This is a genomic window from Paludibacter jiangxiensis (genome assembly GCF_001618385.1).
GTDB classification, from domain to species: Bacteria; Bacteroidota; Bacteroidia; order Bacteroidales; family Paludibacteraceae; genus Microbacter; species Microbacter jiangxiensis.
The window spans coordinates 1,304,890-1,325,068 of record NZ_BDCR01000001.1; the positions used below are offsets into that span (position 1 = coordinate 1,304,890).

The window sequence follows — 20,179 nt, forward strand, 5'->3', positions numbered from 1 at the left end:
ATGTTGAATCGTTTAATTGTTGAATCGTTTAATTCGGAATTTTGAAATTTGGAATCGAGCATCAACCGAAGCGACCGGTGATATAATTCTGAGTTTGTTCCTTATCAGGGTTGAGGAAGATTTTCTTCGTATCGTTGAATTCGATCAGTTCGCCCAGCATAAAGAATCCGGTTTTGTCGCTAACGCGTGCAGCTTGCTGCATGTTGTGTGTTACAATCACAACCGTATAGTCGTTTTTCAATTCAAAAATCAGTTCCTCAATTTTAGAGGTGGAGATAGGGTCGAGTGCAGATGCTGGTTCGTCCATCAAAAGCACTGAAGGCGAAATGGCCAATGCCCGGGCAATACAGAGGCGTTGTTGCTGACCACCGGAGAGTTCGAATGCTGATTTTTTCAGTTTATCTTTTACTTCTTCCCAGAGGGCCGCCTGTTTTAGTGATTTTTCAACGGTTTCGGCAATTATTTTTTTATCTTTTACCCCATTGACGCGCAATCCGTAGGCAACATTCTCGAAAATCGATTTTGGAAATGGATTAGGCTTTTGAAATACCATGCCGACAGTCTTGCGTAATTCGTCAACCGATACGCTTCTATCATAGATGTTTTGGCCGCCCACAATACATTCGCCATCGAGATGCGTTCCATCAATCAGGTCGTTCATGCGGTTGAAAAGACGAAGAAAGGTTGATTTTCCGCAACCGGACGGACCGATGAATGCGGTAACCGAATTGGAGTCGATCTGCATGTTGATGTCTTTCAGAGCGTGAAAGTCACCGTAGAAAAAATTTACGTTCTTTGCTTCAAGTTTCATTATGTATATCTTGTAACTGTGTATTTTTTACTATTTCAAACTTACATTCGCAGCGATTATTTACTGAACCTTCGCCGCACGATATTGGCAAGTAGATTCATTATTAATACGATGGCAATAAGCACGATTGCAGTCCCGTAGGCCATCGGTCGGGTTGCTTCCAGATCGGTTCCGCTGGTAGCGATCACATATAAATGATAAGGCAGAGCCATTACCTGATCAAACACCGAAGTCGGAAGGTGCGGCAGGAAGTAAGCTGCTGCGGTGAACAAGATTGGTGCTGTTTCACCCGATACACGTCCGATAGAGAGAATGAGTCCTGTCATAACATTCGGAAACGCAGCAGGAAGTATTACCCTGCGAATGGTTGTCAGTTTGGTAGCTCCGAGCGCCAGACTTCCCTGACGATAGGTGTCCGGTATGGCCTTGAGCGCCTCTTCGGTTACCCGGATAATCAATGGCAACGCCAACAGTCCTAAGGTGAACGAACCGGCCAGCAACGAATCGCCGAAGTGTAGTTTGTTCACGAAAAGCGACATGCCGAACAACCCGAATACAATGGAAGGAATACCTCCCAGGTTGTTGGTCATTACGCGAATCACTCTCACGATATGTTTATTGGTAGCGTACTCGTTCATATAAATGCCCGACATTACACCAATGGGGAAAGCTACCAGCATACTGCCGATAACCAGATAAAAAGTACCGATGATGGCCGGGAAGATTCCGCCTTTCGTCATTCCGTCTTTAGGAGCTGAGGTGAGGAATTCCCAGTTGATAACGCCAATTCCGCGGATGACAATAAACCCGATGATGCAGAAAAGGATTCCCACAACCAAATAACTCATCAAACGGAAAAGAGAAAAGAAGATCGCCTGATTGGCACGTTTCCCTGTAAATTTATTCTGTTGCATAATTCTATATTCTTTTTCCGTGGTTACTGAACTTTGGGTTCTTTACGAATGATTTCGGCCCAGATGCTGATGCCAAGTGTCAGCACAAAGAGGATGGCACCAAGCATAAACAGCGCCTGATACTGGACACTGCCCATGGCCGATTCGCCCAGTTCGGCGGCGATGGTGGCCGGGATGGTACGTACCGGTTCGGTCAGAGTGTGTGGAATTACGGCCGCGTTTCCGGTAACCATCAATACAGCCATGGTTTCGCCAATAGCACGACCAATACCAAGAACAATTGCGGCCATTATACCCGATGATGCATAGGGAATTACGACCCGGTAGATGGTTTGCCAGTGGGTAGCTCCGAGCGCCAGGCTCGATTCTTTCATAGCCAGCGGGGTGGTACGCATTGCATCTTCGGCCACGGTAATGATGGTAGGCAAGGCCATAATAGCCAGAACGATTGCGCCTGCCAGTGCTGTTTCTCCTACCGGTAGGTGGAAGATGCTACGTATGAGCGGGACAATTACGATCAGTCCAAAAAAACCGTAAACTACAGATGGAATACCGGCCAGAAGCTCTATCAGAGGTTTCAGTATTTTTCTGACGCGGTTGTTGGCTATCTCTGCAAGATAAATTGCGACAGCCAGTCCAAATGGCAATGCAATAAGTATTGCCGCAATACTCACCCAAAGTGTACCCAGAATAAGCGGTAAAACACCGAATTGAGCTGCCGGTGTTGCGGTAGGAAACCACTCTTTGCCTCCGAAATATTCTTTCAGGGTAATGGTTTCGGCAGGTAGGACGCGCCCCTGGAAATTGATGTTGATAAACTGCTCGGGGAAAAATGCCAAAGCGCCCGGCTTTGCCGCAATCGCCTCACTTAATTTCTGGGGCAAATGCTCAAAGTTAGCGCCGATTTCCTCTTCGGTATATTGAGAAGCAATATCGTCCATACGCAGCGGTTCGATAGGAATGTCGTCGCCGCCGACTTGTTTCCAGGACGTGATGTTGCCATCGAAAATTTCTTTTACTTGCTTGGGAGTAAGGTTTTGGATCTTATTGGAACGGTTTACACAAAGCACATAACCCTTCTCGACGGTTGACGACTTGAACAACCCCCAACCCTCTGTGAAAAGAAAAATACTGATCAGTACAATGACCAGAGTGGTGGTGCCGCCGCTGAGCCGCAGCGTCCATTCTACAAGGGTTTCTCCAAAACGGTTTCTTTTTTTATTGAACACAGGATAAAATTTTGAAATTTATATCGTACAAACAAATCCTATTGAGGAAAGATAAAAAAGAGTCCAACGTTGTTCCAAGGTTAAAATCCTTGATCAGAACAACATCGAACTCACACACAACGAAGTTTTTATTTTAATTCCAGATAACCAACTTTATCAACAATTGTCTGGCCTTCTTCAGAGAGGATGTAATTGATGAAGGGTTTCACCTTTGCTTCCGATTTAGCTTCGTAGTAGAGGAACAACGGGCGAACGATCGGATATTTTCCGCTCTTGGCATTTGCTTTTGTCGGTTGAACGAATGTTTTGCCACCGTCATATGAAACGTGAATTTCTTTCACGCTACTGTTTGCATAAGCCATTCCAACATAACCGATAGCGCCTTTTGTCTGGCTAACCGACTGAATGATAGCTCCTGTTGCAGGCATACTCAGAATGCCTGATTTGTAGTTTTTGTTTTTCAACACATGCTCTTTGAAGAATTCGTAGGTGCCTGATGTTGTTTCGCGAGAGTAAGCAACAATTGGCATATCAGCACCACCAACCTGTTTCCAGTTTGTGATTTTGCCTGTGAAAATGCCTTCCAACTGTTCCCGGGTAAGGTTGGTTACTTTGTTTGAAGGATTAACCACCACCGAAAGAGCATCTTTTGCCATCACTACCGATTTTACAGCCTTGCCTCCGTTTTGCATCTTCATCTTTTCGTCGAACTTGATGCTGCGCGATGCCATTGCAAGGTCGGTTGTTCCTTCGATCAGAGCGGCAAAGCCGATACCAGATCCACCACCGGTTACAGTTACTTTAGTGCCTGATTTCTTCATATACGATTCGGCCTCTTTCTGTACGAGAGGAAGACATGTGTCAGAACCTTTTACTTTTTGTGCGCTTACCATTGAGGCAAACATCGCTACGAGAGCGAATGAAATAAGAATACGTTTCATCTTAGAAATAATTTATAATTAAGCGTTTATAATGTACTATTGAAATATAACTCTCCGCAGAAACCAGGATAACCGATATGTTATTTCAAAACTTAAAGAATCGATCAATCTTTCGATATTACCCGGGATGCCAACAATAAATTCGCCAATGTTTTTCGGAGCAGCAAGCTTCTTTCCTGCTTCAAATCTCCATGTAACTACCTGATTTTGTTGCAATACAAGTTCCATAATGTCGTAGTGTCTTGTTAAACTATAAATCTTTTTTGCCTTGCGTCTTACCTTAATCAGCGATAACTTTTTCTATTGCAAAAGTAGAATTGTGATGTTACGAAAATATTACAGAGGGGTAAAGATATTGTTGCCGGAAGAGAGTTTCTTTTCAGAGCGAAAAATTTAATTTCTAAATCTTTCGCTCTGATATTTGATGTTAAAATTTGAATTGCAGACGAACGGTAAAGGTGTCGTCCAGTTGATCGCGAGAAAAGTCGGAGCTACGTGTTGTTGAGGCAAGGTTGGCCGATTTTTCGTTCTTTACGTTTTCATAGAATACCTGAAGACGCAAGGCCGGGTTGATGCGCCATAGGCCTCCAATGCCAAGAGTGTTGTATCTCAGATCTGCTTTGTTTGTCTTTACAGCTCCTGCAACCGTTGCAGTTGCTCCGATCTCGTCGCCTTTTACCTTCGTATTCGGATCGTAGCTATCGTATTTCAATACCAGCGAGAATGGCGACTGTCCTAAATCCTGTACTAAAATACCATACCAACCGTTCATTTTACGGATGTAAGTATCTGTTGTCGGGTTGGCCGCTGCATTCGGACTTCCGGTACTGCTGTTTGATCCCGGTTGGGTACCCCAGATATATTCGGTACGAAGTTGTGTCATCCCCATGGGCGATTCGAAGCTGAACTGCCCGTCGAGGCCGAAGTATTCACGTTTTGCATATTTGCTGAGGTTGTTCGGATCACTGTTGAGAACAAAGCCGTTGCCAGCCATTGTATAGACATTGGCCGTTCCCTGATAAACGCCTCCATTGTAATAAGATGCACCCAAGCCCCATTTGGCAGTCGAACCTATCACATTTGTTGCTGTAAGGTGACCGATAAAGTCTTTGCGGTTATTAGTTTCGGGATTGATGGCATTACCGGCAAACCATCCGCCTTCAAATTTCAGGAAGTTCCAGGGGGATGTTTTTGCAGCTTGTAATATAAGTTTTCCTCCAAGGTCGACCTCTTCAGGGAATAACGTTTGAATAATTCTGGAGCGTTCCGGTGACTCGAGCAGTGACGAAGAGTAGGAAATTTCATTTCCGAAAGGACGGTCGAACATACCAGCCTGAAGTTGTAGCGTTCCATTCCATGGATCTTTTACGTTCAGATATGCTTCTTTCAATTGAACTACGGCCTGACTTACTCCTGAAGCATTTGATTTATCTACTATATTGAGTTGGAATACACCTGTTGCAATACCGCCATCATCATATGTAAATTTGATACGACCACGACGAATACCGAAGCGGTTAAACGCAGATTTATTATCGTTTTCGGTAACGTTACCACCACCTACTTTCAGACCGGCATCCTGCTGTCCCCATTGCCATTGAGGCTGTACATAACCACTGATTTTGAGTGCGTTCAGTTTGCTGATAGCGCCATCGTGGACTTCCACTTTTTGTTGAACCTGTTCAAGTGGAGTTGCTTCTTCTTCCTGGGCAAATGTAGTAAACGAAGCAGCAGCAAAAGCTGCGATCAAGAGAATCTGTTTCTTCATAAGAATTTAGTATTGGTTTCTTTTCAAGCGCAAAGGTCGTGTACGGGTGTTACAAAACTATTACAACCGTATGAAGAAAAGGATAAACAACGAGGGTATAAAGATAGTTCGGCTTTGAGCAAAGTGTCTTTGTATCTTGTTAATTAACAGAATGGAAAGAACCGGAACTCTCCTGTGAAAAGAAAGATCCGGCTCTTCGGAAATATCTGTGAGATTTATTTCTCCAATTGCTTGGCTGCTTCTGCCAGACGGATAAATTCGCGGCGGTATCCCTGAGGGTCGTTCCCCAATCCTTTTCGGGCCAGTTCTACTACTTTGTCGTAAGTGGCATCGCCTTTGAAATCGGAGTCGCGAAGCAATTGCGAAAACATGGCAACTGCTGAGGCAAAGGCAAAATCTTCGCTCATTTTCTTTTCACGATCGCCGGCCATTACCGGAACTTCCATTTTGATACTGGTATCGCTGTCGATTGGTTTGTAACGGAGTTTTACCGTCATCAGTTCATTACTGTTGTTGGAGGTAGCCGCCGAAACATTTGTCTTCTGATATTTTAGATCGTCCACGCTGCCATAATTGTTTTTGACTCCTACGGGAATGATTTCGTAGAAAGCAGTAACGGTATGGCCGGCTCCCAGTTCACCGGCATCTTTTTTGTCATCGTTAAAATCTTCTTTGTTGAGCAAGCGGCTTTCGTAACCAATCAACCGATAGGCATTCACATACTTGGGGTTGAACTCCACCTGAAGTTTTACATCTTTGGCAACTGCATACATGGTGGAGCCGAACTCACTGACGAGTACTTTGTTGGCTTCCTGAAGATTATCAATATAAGAGTGATTACCGTTGCCTTTTTCCGCAAGAGTTTGCAATTTTGCATCTTTGTAATTGCCCATTCCATAACCTAGGACAGTGAGATAAACGCCGGTTTTACGTTTTTCGGCAATCAGACTTTCCAAATCATCGGTTGACGAAACGCCAACATTAAAGTCGCCGTCGGTACAGAGGATGATGCGGTTGTTGCCACCTTTGATAAAATTCTTTTCGGCAATTTTATAGGCCAACTGAATACCGGCTCCACCGGCAGTGGAACCCCCGGCTTGAAGGTTATTCAACGCTTCTGTGATTTTTTGCTTGTCACTTCCCGGGGTGGAAGGCAATGCTTCACCGGCAGCTCCGGCATAAGTCACGATGGCTACGCGGTCTTTGTCGCGAAGATTATTTACGAGCAACTTCATGGAAGCAATAACCAGAGGCAAACGGTTTGCGCTACCCATAGATCCAGAAACGTCGATCAGGAAAACAAAATTGGAGGCCGGAAGATTATCCGAAGGAATCTCTTTTGCTTTCACACCAATGCGAACCAAGAGGTGGTCTTTTGCCCAGGGACAACTCTGTGTTTCGGTCAGGATATTGACAGGGTGTTTGCCTGTCGGATTCGGATAGTTGTACGAAAAATAGTTGATGCACTCTTCTGTGCGGATCGAATTCTTTTCGGGCTTCTGTCCAAGGTTGATCATTCGGCGTATATTGCTGTAGGAGGCTGCATCCACATCCAGCGAAAACGTAGAAAGAGGATCGGCTTTGGCATCTTTGAAGCGGTTTTCGGCAAACGATTTGTACTCTTCATTCTTTTCGGAATTGTAGTCGTAAGCAGGGACGGGAGGTGGGTAATATCCTCTTTGCACCTGAATGCCGGCAATACTGCCACACAAAGTTGTCTTTTTTTGTGGTACGTGACCAACTACCATTACCTCGCTAAGCGCCTTGGTGTCCGGTTGCAACGCTACATCGATCCTGGATTTGGTTGCTTTTATTTCTTTTGTTATAAATCCGATGTAAGAAAAAATGAGGATTTTCCCCTTTTCAGTACTGATGGAATATTGTCCGTTGGCATCGGTAAGTGTACCGATATTGGTTCCTTTTATTGTAACGGGAACTCCTACCAAAGGCGAATTGTCGCTGGCATCGGTCACTTTACCGGTAACGGAAAGAACTTCGGCATTTGCAAATCCGAAAGAGATGAGGAATAAGGCTAAACAAATGGCCTTCGTACATGTTGTTTTCATAGTTGTATGTTTTAATTGGGTGAGAAAATTGTTTTCTTTTCCCTATAGATGCTCCGGTATCAGAAATTCCATAAAAGATTTTCTATTTTTGTGTAATTTTTTTTTGAAGAACCCGGAATCCATTGAAAATTAAGCTGACATATAAAGATTGGAGTGACGAGGAGTTGTTGCAGCAATACGTAATCACTTCACGACAGGAGTTGTTGGGTCAGCTCTATTCGAGGTACATTCCGTTGGTTTACGGTTTATGCCTGAAATACCTTCGTCAACAAGAGAATGCTGAAGATGCTGTGATGCAGATCTATGAAGAATTGCAACGAAAAGTGTTTAATTTTGAAATCGCAAACTTTCGTACCTGGCTCTACAGCGTGGCAAAAAATCACTGCCTGCAAATCCTGCGGCGCACTCAGGGACAACTCTTCCAGGAAATTGACGAACGGGTTATGGAATCGGATGAGTTTGAGCATCTATTAGATACAAACGAAGATGTTGAAAAGGATAAAGCGTTGAACTATTGTCTGGATACCCTCTCGGCGGAACAAAAAGCCTGCGTCGTACACTTCTTTTTCGACGATTGGTCGTATGCCGACATTGTAGAAAAAACAGGCTATGCACTAACGAAGGTGAAGAGTTATATTCAGAATGGCAAACGCAACCTGAAACTCTGCATGGTAAAAATTCTGGATTGCTGACATGACACTAAAAGAATACATACAAGGCCAAAGAAAAGGGAAAGAGGCTAACCGGATTGAACGGCAGGCGATGAACGATTCTTTTCTGAACGATGCTATCGAGGGGTTCGATAGTGTTGAGGGAAGTCATCTTCCTGCACTTGAGCGACTGGAAGAAAAAGTGCTTCGGGTTCGCAATCAGCACCGGCGAGTAATTGTCTATTGGGCAATGGCGGCTTCTGTGTTGTTGTTGATAGGTTTCGGGTCATTCTTCCTACTTCAACAGAAACCGGAAACCCGAATGCCGGAAATAGCCACTGTTGCGCCGAAGAAAGTAACTCCGTCTGCTGAAGAACAAAAAAGTGCGGTTCCTGAGTCAACTTCCCGAACGATAATACCTACTAAAACCAAAACCTTAGCGGTTGCCTCTCCTCCGGTTTCTCCGGAAGCAATAACCAATAAAGCCCAGGAGGAATCAATTCCGGAACCTGTTATGGCACCTGTGCAAGCGGAAGTGTTGACGGCAAATCAGGTGAGAATGTCCAAAATGTTGGAAGGTAAAGTAGCCGGATTGCAAGTGGAGCCGACGGTGCAGCCATCAAACAAGCTTCAGGGTAAAGTGGTTGATGAGAAAGGCGAGCCGCTAATAGGAGCGTCGGTAAAGATAAAAGGGACCAATGTCGGCGCGGTTACCGATGCGAATGGATATTTTCAGTTGCCTCAAAATGTTTCCGACTCGGCTAAATTAATTGCCGGTTATCTCGGATATGAAAACAGAGAAGTAAAAATTACCGATAAGTCGGTTTCCATTCAGCTGCAACCCGATCAGAAAACATTGAGTGAGGTGGTGGTGGTTGGTTATGTGCCTCAAAAGAAAAAAACTGTCGTAGGATCGATTGTAAAGATTGCCTCGGGCGAATTCGGAGAAAAAGAGTTCTTGGAGTATTGTAAAAAGTACGGAGCAAAAAATCTTTGTGGAGAACTGCAAACAGAAGTGAAAGTCTCTTTCAATATTTCTAAAGAAGGTTTCCCTGTCAATGTCACGATCAAGAAATCTACATGTATGGCAGCCTCTCGTGAAGCGGAACGATTACTCAGCTCTTCTCCCGCATGGTCAAAAAAAGACCGTAAGGTAACGATGACGATCAGCTGGTAAAACAAAAACGGATGACATATTGCCATCCGTTTTTTTTTGTATCTGTTAGCGATTCTTTTTCCAACCGCCTCTTTCTTTCTTCTCGTGCTGAAATTTGCGTTTTTTTGCGCCATGATAACCTTCTGGCTGAGCACGTTCCACTACCATTTTGCGATCAAGTCCTTTTATTTTGTTCAGCGAGTTGATCACGATATCGGCCGATTGTTCTTCCACTTCAATAAATGAGAAGTTTTGCAGAATATCTATTTTGCCGATTTCTACCCGGCGGGGAACGTTTTCGTTGATGATGTCGATGAAATGAGCAGGAAAAACTCCATCGGTTTTTCCGTAATTAACGAACAAGCGGGCAAATCCGGCTCCACCGGAACGTCTGTCACCACGTTCTCCTCTTTCACGTCTTCCTCCTCTTTCATCCGGAATATCCAGTTCGGTTGCATCTCGGTAATATTCGAACATGCGGTTGAACTCCAACGAAACCAGACGCTTTATCAAATCTTCTTTTGTCAACCAGTCGAGTTTGCGGAAAACGGAAGGCAGTAGTTCTGCAATTTCCTCTTCGTTAACCTTTACTTTTTCAAGTTTGTCTGCCAGGCTGATGATCTGCTTTTCGCAGATGGCTTTGCCTGTAGGAACGGTACCTGCTTCGAACTGTTTCCCAATTTTCCGTTCGATATCGCGTAAACGGTTTTTTTCTTTGATATGGATGATGGCAATAGAGATACCGGTTTTTCCGGCACGTCCTGTACGTCCGCTACGGTGATTGTATATGTCGCTGTCTTCCGGCAGCCCGTAGTTGATGACGTGAGTCAGATCATTTACATCCAATCCGCGTGCGGCTACGTCGGTAGCGACCAGAATTTGGAGGTTGCGGATGCGGAATTTCTGCATCACAAGGTCGCGCTGTGGTTGCGACAAGTCCCCGTGCAGAGAGTCGGCATTGTATCCGTCACGAATCAGAGCGTCGGCAATTTCCTGTGTCTCTTTACGTGTACGGCAGAATACGATTCCGTAGATGTTTGGATAAAAATCGGCAATGCGCTTTAATGCCAGATATTTATCTTTGGCATGCACCATGTAAAAACGGTGTTTTACGTTATTAGTGCTCTCATTACGGTTGCCTACCACAATCTCCTGCGGATTGTTCATGTAGTTTTTAGCAATGCGGGCAATCTCGGGAGGCATGGTTGCCGAAAAGAGCAGAGTGTTACGGTCTTTGGGTATTTCGGCCAAAATAGCGTTAATGCTTTCGGTAAAGCCCATGTTGAGCATTTCGTCGGCTTCATCCATCACAACGTTGCGGATGGCTTCCAGTTTCACGGTGCCGCGTTTCATCAGGTCGAGTAAGCGGCCCGGGGTTGCAACGACGATGTGTACGCCTTTGCGCAGAGAGCGGATTTGGCTTTCGATGCTGGAGCCTCCGTATACAGGAAGCACCTTCAAATCATTTATATATTTGGAGTATTCCAATAAATCGTCGGCAATTTGCAAGCAGAGCTCGCGGGTAGGGCAGAGGATCAACGTCTGGGGTTGACGTAGTTTGACGTCGGTCTTTTGGAGTACCGGAAGCCCGAATGCAGCTGTTTTGCCCGTTCCGGTTTGAGCCAAGCCGACGACGTCGTGCTCGTTGTTGAGTAAAACCGGAATTACTTTTTCCTGAATGGGCATCGGTTGCTCATAACCTAATTCGCTGATGGCTTTTAGTATGTCTTCTCTTATCCCTAATTCTTCAAATGTCATTTGTTATAAATTAAAATTCGTGCAAAGGTACGCATATTATTCCAGATGGCAAGTAAGTGAGAAAGTTAGATGGTAGGTAAACTCATTGTTTACTGCTCACTACATCATTATCTCACTTTCTAAAAAAATATCCCCGACGAGTACTCCAACCGGTCGGGGATCCAAGACCCAAAAAGTGAAAAAGAAAAAAGAGAATTTACCTATTAGCTGATGCAAAGGTAGATTCTCTTTATTGCGAAAAGATAAAGACAGGATAAAGATACTGTTTCGTCCGTTGTCTTTATTTATTTGTGAAGCGAAAATATAAATTCCAGTCCTCCTCCGTTCTTGTTCTTTACCGTGATGGTTCCCCGGTGCAGTTCAACGGCATTTTTTACAATGGACAATCCCAAACCGGTGCCGCCTGTCTTGCGCGAACGTCCTTTATCAACACGGTAGAAACGGTCGAATAGGAAAGGAAGGTGTTCCGGTGCTACTCCGATACCGTTGTCAGAGAATGCAAAATGATAACATTTGGCATCTTCTCCGGTGAGCGTGAGATTGATTTTTATATTTTCACCGGCATAGGCAATTGCATTGTCAATCAGATTTCTAAAAATAGAATACAGCAGAATGGTATTGGCTTTTAGCCAGATATCTCCCCCGAATGACGTGTAGACTTCAATATTCTTTTCTTGTAGTTTGAGTTCCACATCGTCTAATACCGTCTGGACTACCTTGTTTAAATGAACCGGTTCCATCTGTACCGATTGAGGAGCTTCGTTTATTTGATTGAGCATCAGAATGTCCTGCAGAAGAGAATTCAAGCGTTCGGCCTGAGCATGACTGCGTTCGATGAAGAAGCGTTGACGTTCGGGAGCAATGTCCGGATTGTCGTGCAACGTTTCCATATAACCGATTATGCTGCTGAGCGGAGTTTTCAGCTCGTGAGCCACCTGGTGCGTCAAGCGACGGCGTACCATGGCGTCATGTTCTATTTGTTCTCTGTTCAGTTTGATGGAAAATTTATTCGAGATGTAAAACAAAACGGCAGCGATGATAAAGGTCAGTGCCAACCAAAAATAGAGGAATAGATTGTCAGGCCGCAACAATGATGAAATGTTCACATCGTAAGGCAATGATGAACGAACATAACAATTGCCGAATTTGGTGGCATGATAATAATAACGTCTCTGATTGGTATGTGATGTGCGGATATCCGATCCGTTTCCATTTTGCAACGCCAGTTTTACCTCTTTGCGCGAAAGGTGGTTTTCCATATGCATGACATCCTGGATGGCATTGTCGTATACCACGCTGCCTTTGAGGTCGATAATGGTAACCCTGATATCGCTGTGCGGAAATATTGCAATGAGGGAATCTATGTGTGCCAACGATCCGTTTTTGCTTTCAAAATAATTGTATATCATGTCGTTGGTATCACCAAGCAACGTGTTGAGCATGTCGGCTTTGTATTGCTTCTCACGGTTGTATTGAAACGCAAGTACAGCAAATGAGAAGATAAAAAACAGCGGAATGTAATATTTGAAAAGTAATTTTTTCATAACCGATAGATTGATAAATTCTATAAAAAGCAATATCCGTATCCGGAACGTGTTACTATGTTTTTGCCGTAAGGCTCAATCTTCTTTCTCAATCGCGTAATATGCACATCAACCGTGCGATCGGTTACATACACATCTTCGGTCCACACCTGTGTTAAGATGCTTTCTCTGGAAAATACCTTGGTGGGATTTTGTACGAAAAGTGCCAGTAATTCAAATTCGGTTTTTGTCAGTTCAATGGATTTGCCGGCAATGCTTACCTGCTTGGCGTTGAGGTCAATTTCCATCGTTTCAAACCGAACAAGCTCATTGGATTGGGCATTGCCCGAACGTGTTCGGCTAAGGACAGCTTTAATGCGGGCTGCTACTACCTTAATGGAAAATGGTTTGAGAATGTAATCGTCAGCTCCTGTGTTGAAACCGGTTAATACATCATTTTCGGTTACCCGCGCCGTCAGAAAAATGATCGGAATATGTTTCGTTTCCGGTTTGGATTTCAACAGCTGAGCCAATTTGAAACCGCTCATTTGCCCCATCATCACATCCAGTAGGAGTAAATCGTACTGTGCCAGGTTTTTAGTTAGGGCTTCTTCTGCCGAATTGGCAATATCTACGGTGTATCCTTCACTTTCGAGGTTAAACTGTAGAATTTCGCAAAGATCGGGCTCGTCTTCGACGATTAATAATTTATAGCTTTTTTCCATTCACTTATAAGATAATTATCGTTGCAAAAGTAAGGATAAATCTTTCGCTTGGTGTTAAGAAATGATGAAGAAATAACTTTTTTGTTGATTATGATGAGGTTAGAAGAGAGATACTTAAGCAAGGCGGTATTGTCGACTTTTGCCGGAATGTTGATATTGGTTGTAATATTCCGAATCTGTGATAAATTATTTATATTTGTAAAGAACAGATTTATGCCACGTATGTTACACTTTTCGGAAATAAAAAAATCTCTTTTTGTTACACGCTTTGTTGCATGGATGCGGCAAACGAAAGTGCAAAAGCTTCTTGTGGTACTTCTTGTGTTCATTTTGATAAGCGGCTTTGGCATTTATAAATTGTTGATTAGTCCGAAAAGTACACTCTCCCCAACGATTGATAAGACAATAGAACTTTTTTATAATGAGAATCAGAATCGGCAAGTATTAGAGGAAGTCAAAAAGATTGAAATTGAGAATCCGGATAAAACGAATATAATTATGTGTCAGATTCTGAAAGCTGCGGCCTATTGCGAGATGAAAGAGCTTGACAGTGCTTCTCATATTATTAACAGCATTACTGTAAAAGAGATCAAAAGCGACCCGCGACTGGAATTTTGGTATATGAGTATCAGGGGGCTTATTTCTTTTCGGATGGAGAAATACTCGGCTGCATATAAAGAACTTACTCAAACTCTCCGTGGGTCTTTTTCGGAAGAGAGGGCTCTCGCTCTGAATAAACGCATTCTCGGTCGTCTTTGCTTGGAATCGAAAGCTTACAAGCAGGCGATAGACTGGATGGATCAGTCGTCTCAACATTTCACTCGTGTTGGATTGGACAAAGGTGTTGGGGTTAATGAGCGTATTATTGCGCATTATTATTTTAGGAGTGATAATCTACCTGAGGCTCTAACCCACTTAACACGATCTGAAGCAGAATTAAAAAAGTCGGATGATAAAGAAGAATTGTTCTATTTGTACATTGATTGGATTGATTTTTATGTAAAGGATAAAGATTTTGATAACGCATTACGATATGCATCTCTTGCTTACCAAAACAGCTTGGAGTTGAAAAACAACAGCATGGTTGCTTTGGCGCTTACAAATTACGGTGAAATTGAAATTCATCGTAACCGATTTGACAATGCAATCGGTTATCTCCGAAAAGCAATGGCTTATTATCCAAATTATCGTTCGCAACGAGGGCGTATTATCGCATCGTTGGATTTATCTCACGCACATGCCGGGTTGAGTCAGATGAGCGAGGCATTGAAGTATGCTCAACAAGCTGTTTATTTTGTTGCAAATAGCGGACAGATGCAGCTTCAGGAAAATGCCTATGAGGTTTTGGCTCATTTGCATGAAAAACTGCATAACGATCATCTGGCTTACTGTTATCTTGATTCAGCCATGCAGTTAAAAGATTGTTCCAATTCGTACGTGTCAGATCTTAATAAAGCATATCAATATTCTAAGACAGGATTGGATAGTATGTCTTTTAAGGTTATGATGCTTCAGCAGAGCCGTAAGAAACAATTGGTAATTGAGTTACAGATAATGTTTGTTCTTCTGATCATTATCACATTGTTATTTATCACTTCTCGTTTGATGAAGAAAAAAAACGCAGCTTTGGTAAAGAAGAATATGGAAATGCTGGAAGAACGAAAGCATTATTCTGCTCTCTTGCAACAGAATACGACGATTAAGAAAAAAAACAAAAGTGAAACTGATAGCGAAAAGTTGGATTTGCTTTACGGAAAGCTCATAAAATGGTTGGAAGAGGGGAAAAGATTCACGCAAAGTGACATTTCGTTGGATGTAGCTTCGAAAGAACTGAATACGAACAGGGATTATCTTTCAAAAGCTATTAATGAGCGCTTCGGCAGGTTTACCGATTTAGTGAATAAATATCGCATAGAAGAAGCAATTTCATTGCTGTCTGACTCGCAAAAAAAGACATCGCAATACAAACTTACAATTATAGCCTCTCAGGTCGGATTCAACTCCAGTTCTGCTTTTATTGAAGCTTTCAAGAAGCAAACACACCTCACTCCGGTGCAGTTTAGGAAAAATATTACTCAGTCTTTGTAGATTTTTTAAACAAATAGATATTCTGAATATCAGTTTGTTATAATTTCTGATTGATAAAATCAAAATTGTAATATTTGCCCGAATTTTCTTTTATTCTTATTTTTGTTTCCTCAAAGTTTACAATCTTCATAAGAGGTAAATTTGAGTATGCAGTGCAGTTTTTGTTCGGAGTTTTTTGTACTTACTCCGTTCGTGGTTAAAAGACTGTATTGTGTCGATTTTGGTTAGTGGAACTAGTGACGACGTGATGTCGCTTCTTTTTTCAGCACATAAAAAAGGTTGCCCATGGGCAACCTTTTTTTATATCTGTTTTTACTTGTTGAGCTTGAAAGTAATGGGGAGTGTGTATTTAACTCTTACAATTTGGCCTCTTTGTTTTCCCGGTATCCATTTGGGCATTGTGTATAATACCCGGCAGGCTTCGGCATCAAGCAATGGGTCGATACTTCTGATAACTTGTACGCTACTGATTGATCCGTCTGTTTCTACTATGAACTGGCAGATTACACGACCCTGTATATTGTTTTTTTGAGCTTCCACTGGGTAGCGTATATTTTTTGCCAGAAACGCCTGAACAGGACCATCCGCAAATTTTGGCAACTCTTCTACCACAGTAAATACTTCGTCAGATCTTTTGCTTGTCTGTTGATCATTGGTTTCAGGTGCGCCGTATCCCACGACTACTACTTCGTCGACACTATTTGCACCTTTTTTATCTTGTCCCGCTTGCTGTGTCTCATTACCTTTTTGGTTTGTAGCTTTTTGTGAATCTGTTTGCTGTGATGGGCTTTCTGATTGCGTGGTCGACGGTTTCACTTTTGTTTTAGATGCAGCCGGCTGGCTTGCTTTCTGTTGTTTAACCACCGTCTTGGTTTCGACAATTTTGGTCTGGGCAAAGCCAACCATAATAAGGCCCGCCAATGGAACGACCATTAGGCTTTTCAAACTCGCGAGTTTGCTGGATTGTTTTTGTTTCATGATTTTAATGCGTTTAAAGATTAATGGAAAAGAAAAGTGTAATGCGATCGGATTTAGATGATGTCCTACACTGTATTTTATGAGAAGTTGGAGATACTCGTCTTTCAACGTTGTGTTCCGGAATGTTTGATGATCTGCAATGAATTCACAGTTTTCCTGAACCGCTTTTGCATAAAGCCATGCAATCGGATTAAAAAACTGGAGAATACAAACGGCCTTTGTCACCCATAAATCCAAATAGTGTAATTCATTGGTATGCGTATATTCATGAGCAAGAATCAGTTCGCGTTCTTGTTCCGAAAGACTTTCCGGAATAAAGATGTATTTGCCAAAAGAAAAGGGAGAGGAAAATGTCCGGCTATGTATCAATGCGTCATTCCCTTGGTGCTTCCTGATCTCTTTCAGGATGGGCGTAAGATTGATCGCAGTCCTGATGATGAAATAGGCAAGACAGACTCCATACAACAGGATGGCTGTGTTCTGAATGACTTCCCGAAACGACATCGTTGGTTCTGCTTGTATCGCCGGTATTGTTGCTATAACGGGCAATGGATCCTCTACACTGACGGTAGTGTAAATTGTATGATAGACTACTATCAACGGCATTATTAAGGATGCAAATATGCCGGTAAGTAAAAAGAATCGGTTGAATTTGCAGAAGGTTTCTTTGCGGAGAAGGAAATGATACACCACATAGAAAGAGCACAGCCAAAGCACAGATTTGAGTAAATAATCGAATAGTGGGTTCATGGTAAGAGGTGTTTTAGTGGTCTATGTTTCTTTTAATCTGGCTCAGTAATTCGTCAAGTTCAGTCATCGATAAATCGTTTTCTTTCACAAAGAAAGAGGCCATGGAAGCAAACGATCCGTTAAAATAGTTGTGGATCATGGAGAACATCTGTTTCTTCGTGTATTCTGCTTTCGCTACTTTGGGGAAGTACAGGTACGTTCTTCCATACGCCTTGTGTTCGACAAATCCTTTTTGTTCCAGAATGCGTATAACGGTAGAAATCGTATTTCGTGAAGGCTTCGGGTCCGGAAAGGCCTGTCGGACATCCTGAACAATTCCTTCTCCCAGGCTCCAAAGGATTTGCATCACTTGTTCTTCTGCTTTTGTTAGTTGTGTCATAGTAGATTTAGTTTTTACAAACATACGACTAAAAATATAGTCACATCAAATTTTAGGAGTTAAAAATGACTAAATTTATAGTCAATATCAATGAGTGCTATTGTTTTGGCTGATTTTCAAACATATAAATGAGAAGTTCGGATTTATATTCCGGCCTTGATAGTGTTCTTAAAAAGGAAATCGATAAACAATGACTGTGCTGTTAGTTGGGGACCTATTCGTTCGGCAATGCGGAATTGTCGGAAAATTGATAAACCCGGAATCTGGAGGATTTTTAAAGATCTTGCTTTTACCTCTTTTCGTATGGCAAATCTTGATATGAAGGCAATGCTGTCATAGTAATCCAGAAATTGCTTAATAGCTTCGGTGGCTCCCAGATATGCTGCAGCGTGCAGCAATGACCCATCAATGTTGTTTTGAGCGAAAGCCTGCATCAGGGTTTCCAAAGTGCCGGAGCCTTGCTCGCGCAGGATGATGGGGGCCGACATTAGTTCTGCAGTACTTATGCTGTCCTTTTGAGCGTAAATGCTTTTTGAGCCTGTGACAGCCACAATCTCGTCTTTTGCAAATGCAGTATATCTTAATTCCTGTATTCCGGAACTATTTTCGACTAAAGCAACATCAATTTCATTATTAATTAAAAGGGATTCAACTTGTTTTGAATTTCCTGCCACCATTGAAAGCGTGACTTTGGGATAGCGTTTATGGAATTTTGCCAAAAGTTCAGGTATTACATATTGAGCAATGGTGGAACTGGCGCCCAAACGAAGCGAACCTTCGCTTTCACCTTTCAGAGAGCTTAGTTCAAAATCGAGCTCGTTATACAGATTTTCAATTGTCCCTAACCGATTGTATAAGATTTCTCCTGCCTGGGTTAAAAAAATCTTGTTGCCTTTTCTGACAAGCAGAGCTATGCCTATTCTCTGCTCCAGTTCGTGAATGTGTTTTGTCACTGCAGGTTGGGATATATACAGGCTTTCGGCAGCTCTGGTAATGTTGAGCCGTTCGGCTACTGCCATGAATACTTTTTCTCGGTAATCCATACTGAATAAGTCTGTTTGAATCTTGCGTACAATCGCAGGAATGAAGGACAAAAATACAACTTTTGTATCAGGATTTTATTTGTTATTTTTGTAGCTTAAAACTGATGTGCAAAAATGAGAAAGCTACACATAGTATTTGTCGGTCTGTTATCTTTTGTATTGTCCTTTGGCACAGTGTTTGCTGCAGGTTTTACTGTCACAATTGATGCTGGTCATGGAGGAAAAGACCCCGGTGCTATCGGTTCTTTTGCGAAGGAAAAGAATATAAATCTGGCTGTTGCGTTGAAAGTTGGCAAGATTATCGAAAGCCGGTATCCGGAAGTAAGGGTTGTTTATACCAGAAAAACAGATGTGTTTATTCCTTTGGAAGAGCGGGCGGCGATTGCTAATAATGCGCATTCAAATTTATTCCTTTGCATCCACACCAATTCATCTCCGAGTCCGGTAGCTTCAGGTTCAGAGACATACACGCTGGGTTTGGCTAAATCTCAGGCAAACATGAATGTGGCGCGTCGCGAAAATGCTGTGATCTTGTTAGAAGATAACTATAAGCAACGCTATCAGGGTTTTAACCCGAATTCGACCGACTCTTACATCATGTTTGAATACATGCAGGACAAATATATCGACCGTAGTGTTCAATTTGCCTCCGACATTCAAACTCAGTTTGCACAAAAGGCAAACCGCTCTGATCGGGGAGTTCGTCAGGCTGGTTTTTGGGTATTGCACCGTACCGCAATGCCTGCGGTTCTCGTCGAAGTTGGGTATATCTCCAATAAAAATGAGGAAGAGTTCATTTCGTCAGAAGCAGGTCAGGAACGTTTGGCCGAGTCAATAGTTTCTGCTTTCGGCAAGTTCAAACATGAAAACGACCGTCGTTCCGGCAAACTGCAAGTGGCGGCAGATAGAGAAGATACTGTTTCCGCAGCAAGACTCGAACGACCCGCTAAACAAGATTCAACACGACAAGAGTCGGAAGAAAAACGAACAACAAAAAAGAAGAAGAGAAAAAGCACCCCACAGACCGTAGAAGAAGCTCCTAAACAGGAAATAATAACGGCTCAAAAAGAAACACAGGAGACTGTCGGCGCTGATGCTTTGGTATTTAAAGTGCAATTCTTTACCTCTCCGACTAAGGTGCGTAAAAGTAGTCCGAAGCTCAAAGGAGTGAAAGATGTGGATTTTTATCAGGAAAAGAGCTCTTATAAATATACGACGGCAGAATCTGACGATTATAATCAGGTCGTGAATTCCTTCAAACAATTGCTGAAAACCTTTCCTGATGCGTTTATTGTTGCATTTAGAGGCGGACAGAAAGTCCCATTGCAGGATGCCATCAAACAATGGAGAAAACAGAAGAAACAATAGCGGTTATGAGCCGATAATACAAGGATAATATA

16 protein-coding genes are annotated in these 20,179 nt (G+C 42.7%); 4 read left to right on the forward strand and 12 right to left on the reverse strand.

Going from position 1 to position 20,179, the window contains the following annotated elements:
- Window positions 1-61: 61 nt before the first annotated feature.
- The 6 genes from pstB to PJIAN_RS05055 form a co-directional block, all read right to left on the reverse strand.
- Window positions 62-811, reverse strand: a complete 750-nt coding sequence (pstB, locus tag PJIAN_RS05025; RefSeq protein WP_068702589.1) for a phosphate ABC transporter ATP-binding protein PstB — start codon at window positions 809-811, stop codon at window positions 62-64.
- A gap of 56 nt (window positions 812-867) precedes the next feature.
- Window positions 868-1,725, reverse strand: a complete 858-nt coding sequence (gene pstA, locus PJIAN_RS05030) for a phosphate ABC transporter permease PstA (protein ID WP_068702590.1) — start codon at window positions 1,723-1,725, stop codon at window positions 868-870.
- 23 nt (window positions 1,726-1,748) lie between these two features.
- The gene (gene pstC, locus PJIAN_RS05035; protein WP_068702591.1) at window positions 1,749-2,954 is read right to left on the reverse strand and encodes a phosphate ABC transporter permease subunit PstC; all 1,206 of its coding nucleotides are present in this window, start codon (window positions 2,952-2,954) and stop codon (window positions 1,749-1,751) included.
- Window positions 2,955-3,082: 128 nt separating this feature from the next.
- Entirely contained in the window at window positions 3,083-3,895 is an 813-nt protein-coding gene (locus tag PJIAN_RS05040) for a phosphate ABC transporter substrate-binding protein (RefSeq protein WP_068702592.1), read from the reverse strand.
- A 427-nt stretch (window positions 3,896-4,322) separates the two neighbouring features.
- Window positions 4,323-5,663, reverse strand: coding sequence for a porin (locus tag PJIAN_RS05050; RefSeq protein WP_068702595.1), 1,341 nt, complete (start codon window positions 5,661-5,663; stop codon window positions 4,323-4,325).
- Window positions 5,664-5,878: 215 nt separating this feature from the next.
- Complete coding sequence (locus PJIAN_RS05055; RefSeq protein ID WP_068702597.1) at window positions 5,879-7,729, reverse strand: vWA domain-containing protein; 1,851 nt, start codon at window positions 7,727-7,729, stop codon at window positions 5,879-5,881.
- Between the two features lie 122 nt (window positions 7,730-7,851).
- Between PJIAN_RS05055 and PJIAN_RS05060 the strand changes: the two genes are divergently transcribed.
- A complete protein-coding gene (locus PJIAN_RS05060) occupies window positions 7,852-8,421 on the forward strand; it encodes an RNA polymerase sigma factor (RefSeq protein WP_068702599.1) in 570 nt (189 codons plus the stop codon).
- A gap of 1 nt (window position 8,422) precedes the next feature.
- On the forward strand, window positions 8,423-9,556 hold the full coding sequence (locus PJIAN_RS05065) for a carboxypeptidase-like regulatory domain-containing protein (protein ID WP_068702601.1): 1,134 nt from the start codon (window positions 8,423-8,425) through the stop codon (window positions 9,554-9,556).
- Between the two features lie 45 nt (window positions 9,557-9,601).
- Here PJIAN_RS05065 and PJIAN_RS05070 read toward each other — a convergent pair whose 3' ends face one another.
- The 3 genes from PJIAN_RS05070 to phoB all read right to left on the reverse strand — a co-directional run bounded on the left by PJIAN_RS05070 (window position 9,602) and on the right by phoB (window position 13,541).
- Entirely contained in the window at window positions 9,602-11,293 is a 1,692-nt protein-coding gene (locus PJIAN_RS05070; RefSeq protein WP_068702604.1) for a DEAD/DEAH box helicase, read from the reverse strand.
- Window positions 11,294-11,577: 284 nt separating this feature from the next.
- On the reverse strand, window positions 11,578-12,837 hold the full coding sequence (locus PJIAN_RS05075; RefSeq protein ID WP_068702606.1) for a sensor histidine kinase: 1,260 nt from the start codon (window positions 12,835-12,837) through the stop codon (window positions 11,578-11,580).
- Window positions 12,838-12,857: 20 nt separating this feature from the next.
- The gene (gene phoB / locus PJIAN_RS05080) at window positions 12,858-13,541 is read right to left on the reverse strand and encodes a two-component system response regulator PhoB (protein ID WP_068702608.1); all 684 of its coding nucleotides are present in this window, start codon (window positions 13,539-13,541) and stop codon (window positions 12,858-12,860) included.
- A 498-nt stretch (window positions 13,542-14,039) separates the two neighbouring features.
- On the opposite strand from phoB, the gene PJIAN_RS05085 reads away from it, so the two are divergent.
- Window positions 14,040-15,629, forward strand: a complete 1,590-nt coding sequence (locus tag PJIAN_RS05085) for a helix-turn-helix domain-containing protein (protein ID WP_172795569.1) — start codon at window positions 14,040-14,042, stop codon at window positions 15,627-15,629.
- Window positions 15,630-15,941: 312 nt separating this feature from the next.
- Here PJIAN_RS05085 and PJIAN_RS05090 read toward each other — a convergent pair whose 3' ends face one another.
- The 3 genes from PJIAN_RS05090 to PJIAN_RS05100 form a co-directional block, all read right to left on the reverse strand.
- Entirely contained in the window at window positions 15,942-17,357 is a 1,416-nt protein-coding gene (locus tag PJIAN_RS05090; protein ID WP_084252266.1) for a M56 family metallopeptidase, read from the reverse strand.
- A gap of 13 nt (window positions 17,358-17,370) precedes the next feature.
- Window positions 17,371-17,736, reverse strand: coding sequence for a BlaI/MecI/CopY family transcriptional regulator (locus PJIAN_RS05095; protein ID WP_068702768.1), 366 nt, complete (start codon window positions 17,734-17,736; stop codon window positions 17,371-17,373).
- Window positions 17,737-17,879: 143 nt separating this feature from the next.
- Complete coding sequence (locus tag PJIAN_RS05100; protein WP_068702614.1) at window positions 17,880-18,779, reverse strand: LysR substrate-binding domain-containing protein; 900 nt, start codon at window positions 18,777-18,779, stop codon at window positions 17,880-17,882.
- 114 nt (window positions 18,780-18,893) lie between these two features.
- Between PJIAN_RS05100 and PJIAN_RS05105 the strand changes: the two genes are divergently transcribed.
- Window positions 18,894-20,147, forward strand: a complete 1,254-nt coding sequence (locus PJIAN_RS05105) for an N-acetylmuramoyl-L-alanine amidase family protein (RefSeq protein WP_068702616.1) — start codon at window positions 18,894-18,896, stop codon at window positions 20,145-20,147.
- The last annotated feature ends 32 nt before the right edge of the window (window positions 20,148-20,179 follow it).

Excerpts from the sequence above, each read along its gene's own strand:
- pstB (WP_068702589.1), bottom strand. The coding sequence starts at position 811 with ATGAAACTTGAAGCAAAGAACGTAAATTTTTTCTACGGTGACTTTCAC.
- PJIAN_RS05055 (WP_068702597.1), bottom strand. The coding sequence starts at position 7,729 with ATGAAAACAACATGTACGAAGGCCATTTGTTTAGCCTTATTCCTCATC.
- pstA (WP_068702590.1), bottom strand. The coding sequence starts at position 1,725 with ATGCAACAGAATAAATTTACAGGGAAACGTGCCAATCAGGCGATCTTC.
- PJIAN_RS05085 (WP_172795569.1), top strand. The coding sequence starts at position 14,040 with ATGTGTCAGATTCTGAAAGCTGCGGCCTATTGCGAGATGAAAGAGCTT.
- PJIAN_RS05065 (WP_068702601.1), top strand. The coding sequence starts at position 8,423 with ATGACACTAAAAGAATACATACAAGGCCAAAGAAAAGGGAAAGAGGCT.
- PJIAN_RS05075 (WP_068702606.1), bottom strand. The coding sequence starts at position 12,837 with ATGAAAAAATTACTTTTCAAATATTACATTCCGCTGTTTTTTATCTTC.
- PJIAN_RS05090 (WP_084252266.1), bottom strand. The coding sequence starts at position 17,357 with ATGAACCCACTATTCGATTATTTACTCAAATCTGTGCTTTGGCTGTGC.
- PJIAN_RS05050 (WP_068702595.1), bottom strand. The coding sequence starts at position 5,663 with ATGAAGAAACAGATTCTCTTGATCGCAGCTTTTGCTGCTGCTTCGTTT.
- PJIAN_RS05070 (WP_068702604.1), bottom strand. The coding sequence starts at position 11,293 with ATGACATTTGAAGAATTAGGGATAAGAGAAGACATACTAAAAGCCATC.
- PJIAN_RS05100 (WP_068702614.1), bottom strand. The coding sequence starts at position 18,779 with ATGGATTACCGAGAAAAAGTATTCATGGCAGTAGCCGAACGGCTCAAC.
- PJIAN_RS05040 (WP_068702592.1), bottom strand. The coding sequence starts at position 3,895 with ATGAAACGTATTCTTATTTCATTCGCTCTCGTAGCGATGTTTGCCTCA.
- phoB (WP_068702608.1), bottom strand. The coding sequence starts at position 13,541 with ATGGAAAAAAGCTATAAATTATTAATCGTCGAAGACGAGCCCGATCTT.
- PJIAN_RS05105 (WP_068702616.1), top strand. The coding sequence starts at position 18,894 with ATGAGAAAGCTACACATAGTATTTGTCGGTCTGTTATCTTTTGTATTG.
- PJIAN_RS05095 (WP_068702768.1), bottom strand. The coding sequence starts at position 17,736 with ATGACACAACTAACAAAAGCAGAAGAACAAGTGATGCAAATCCTTTGG.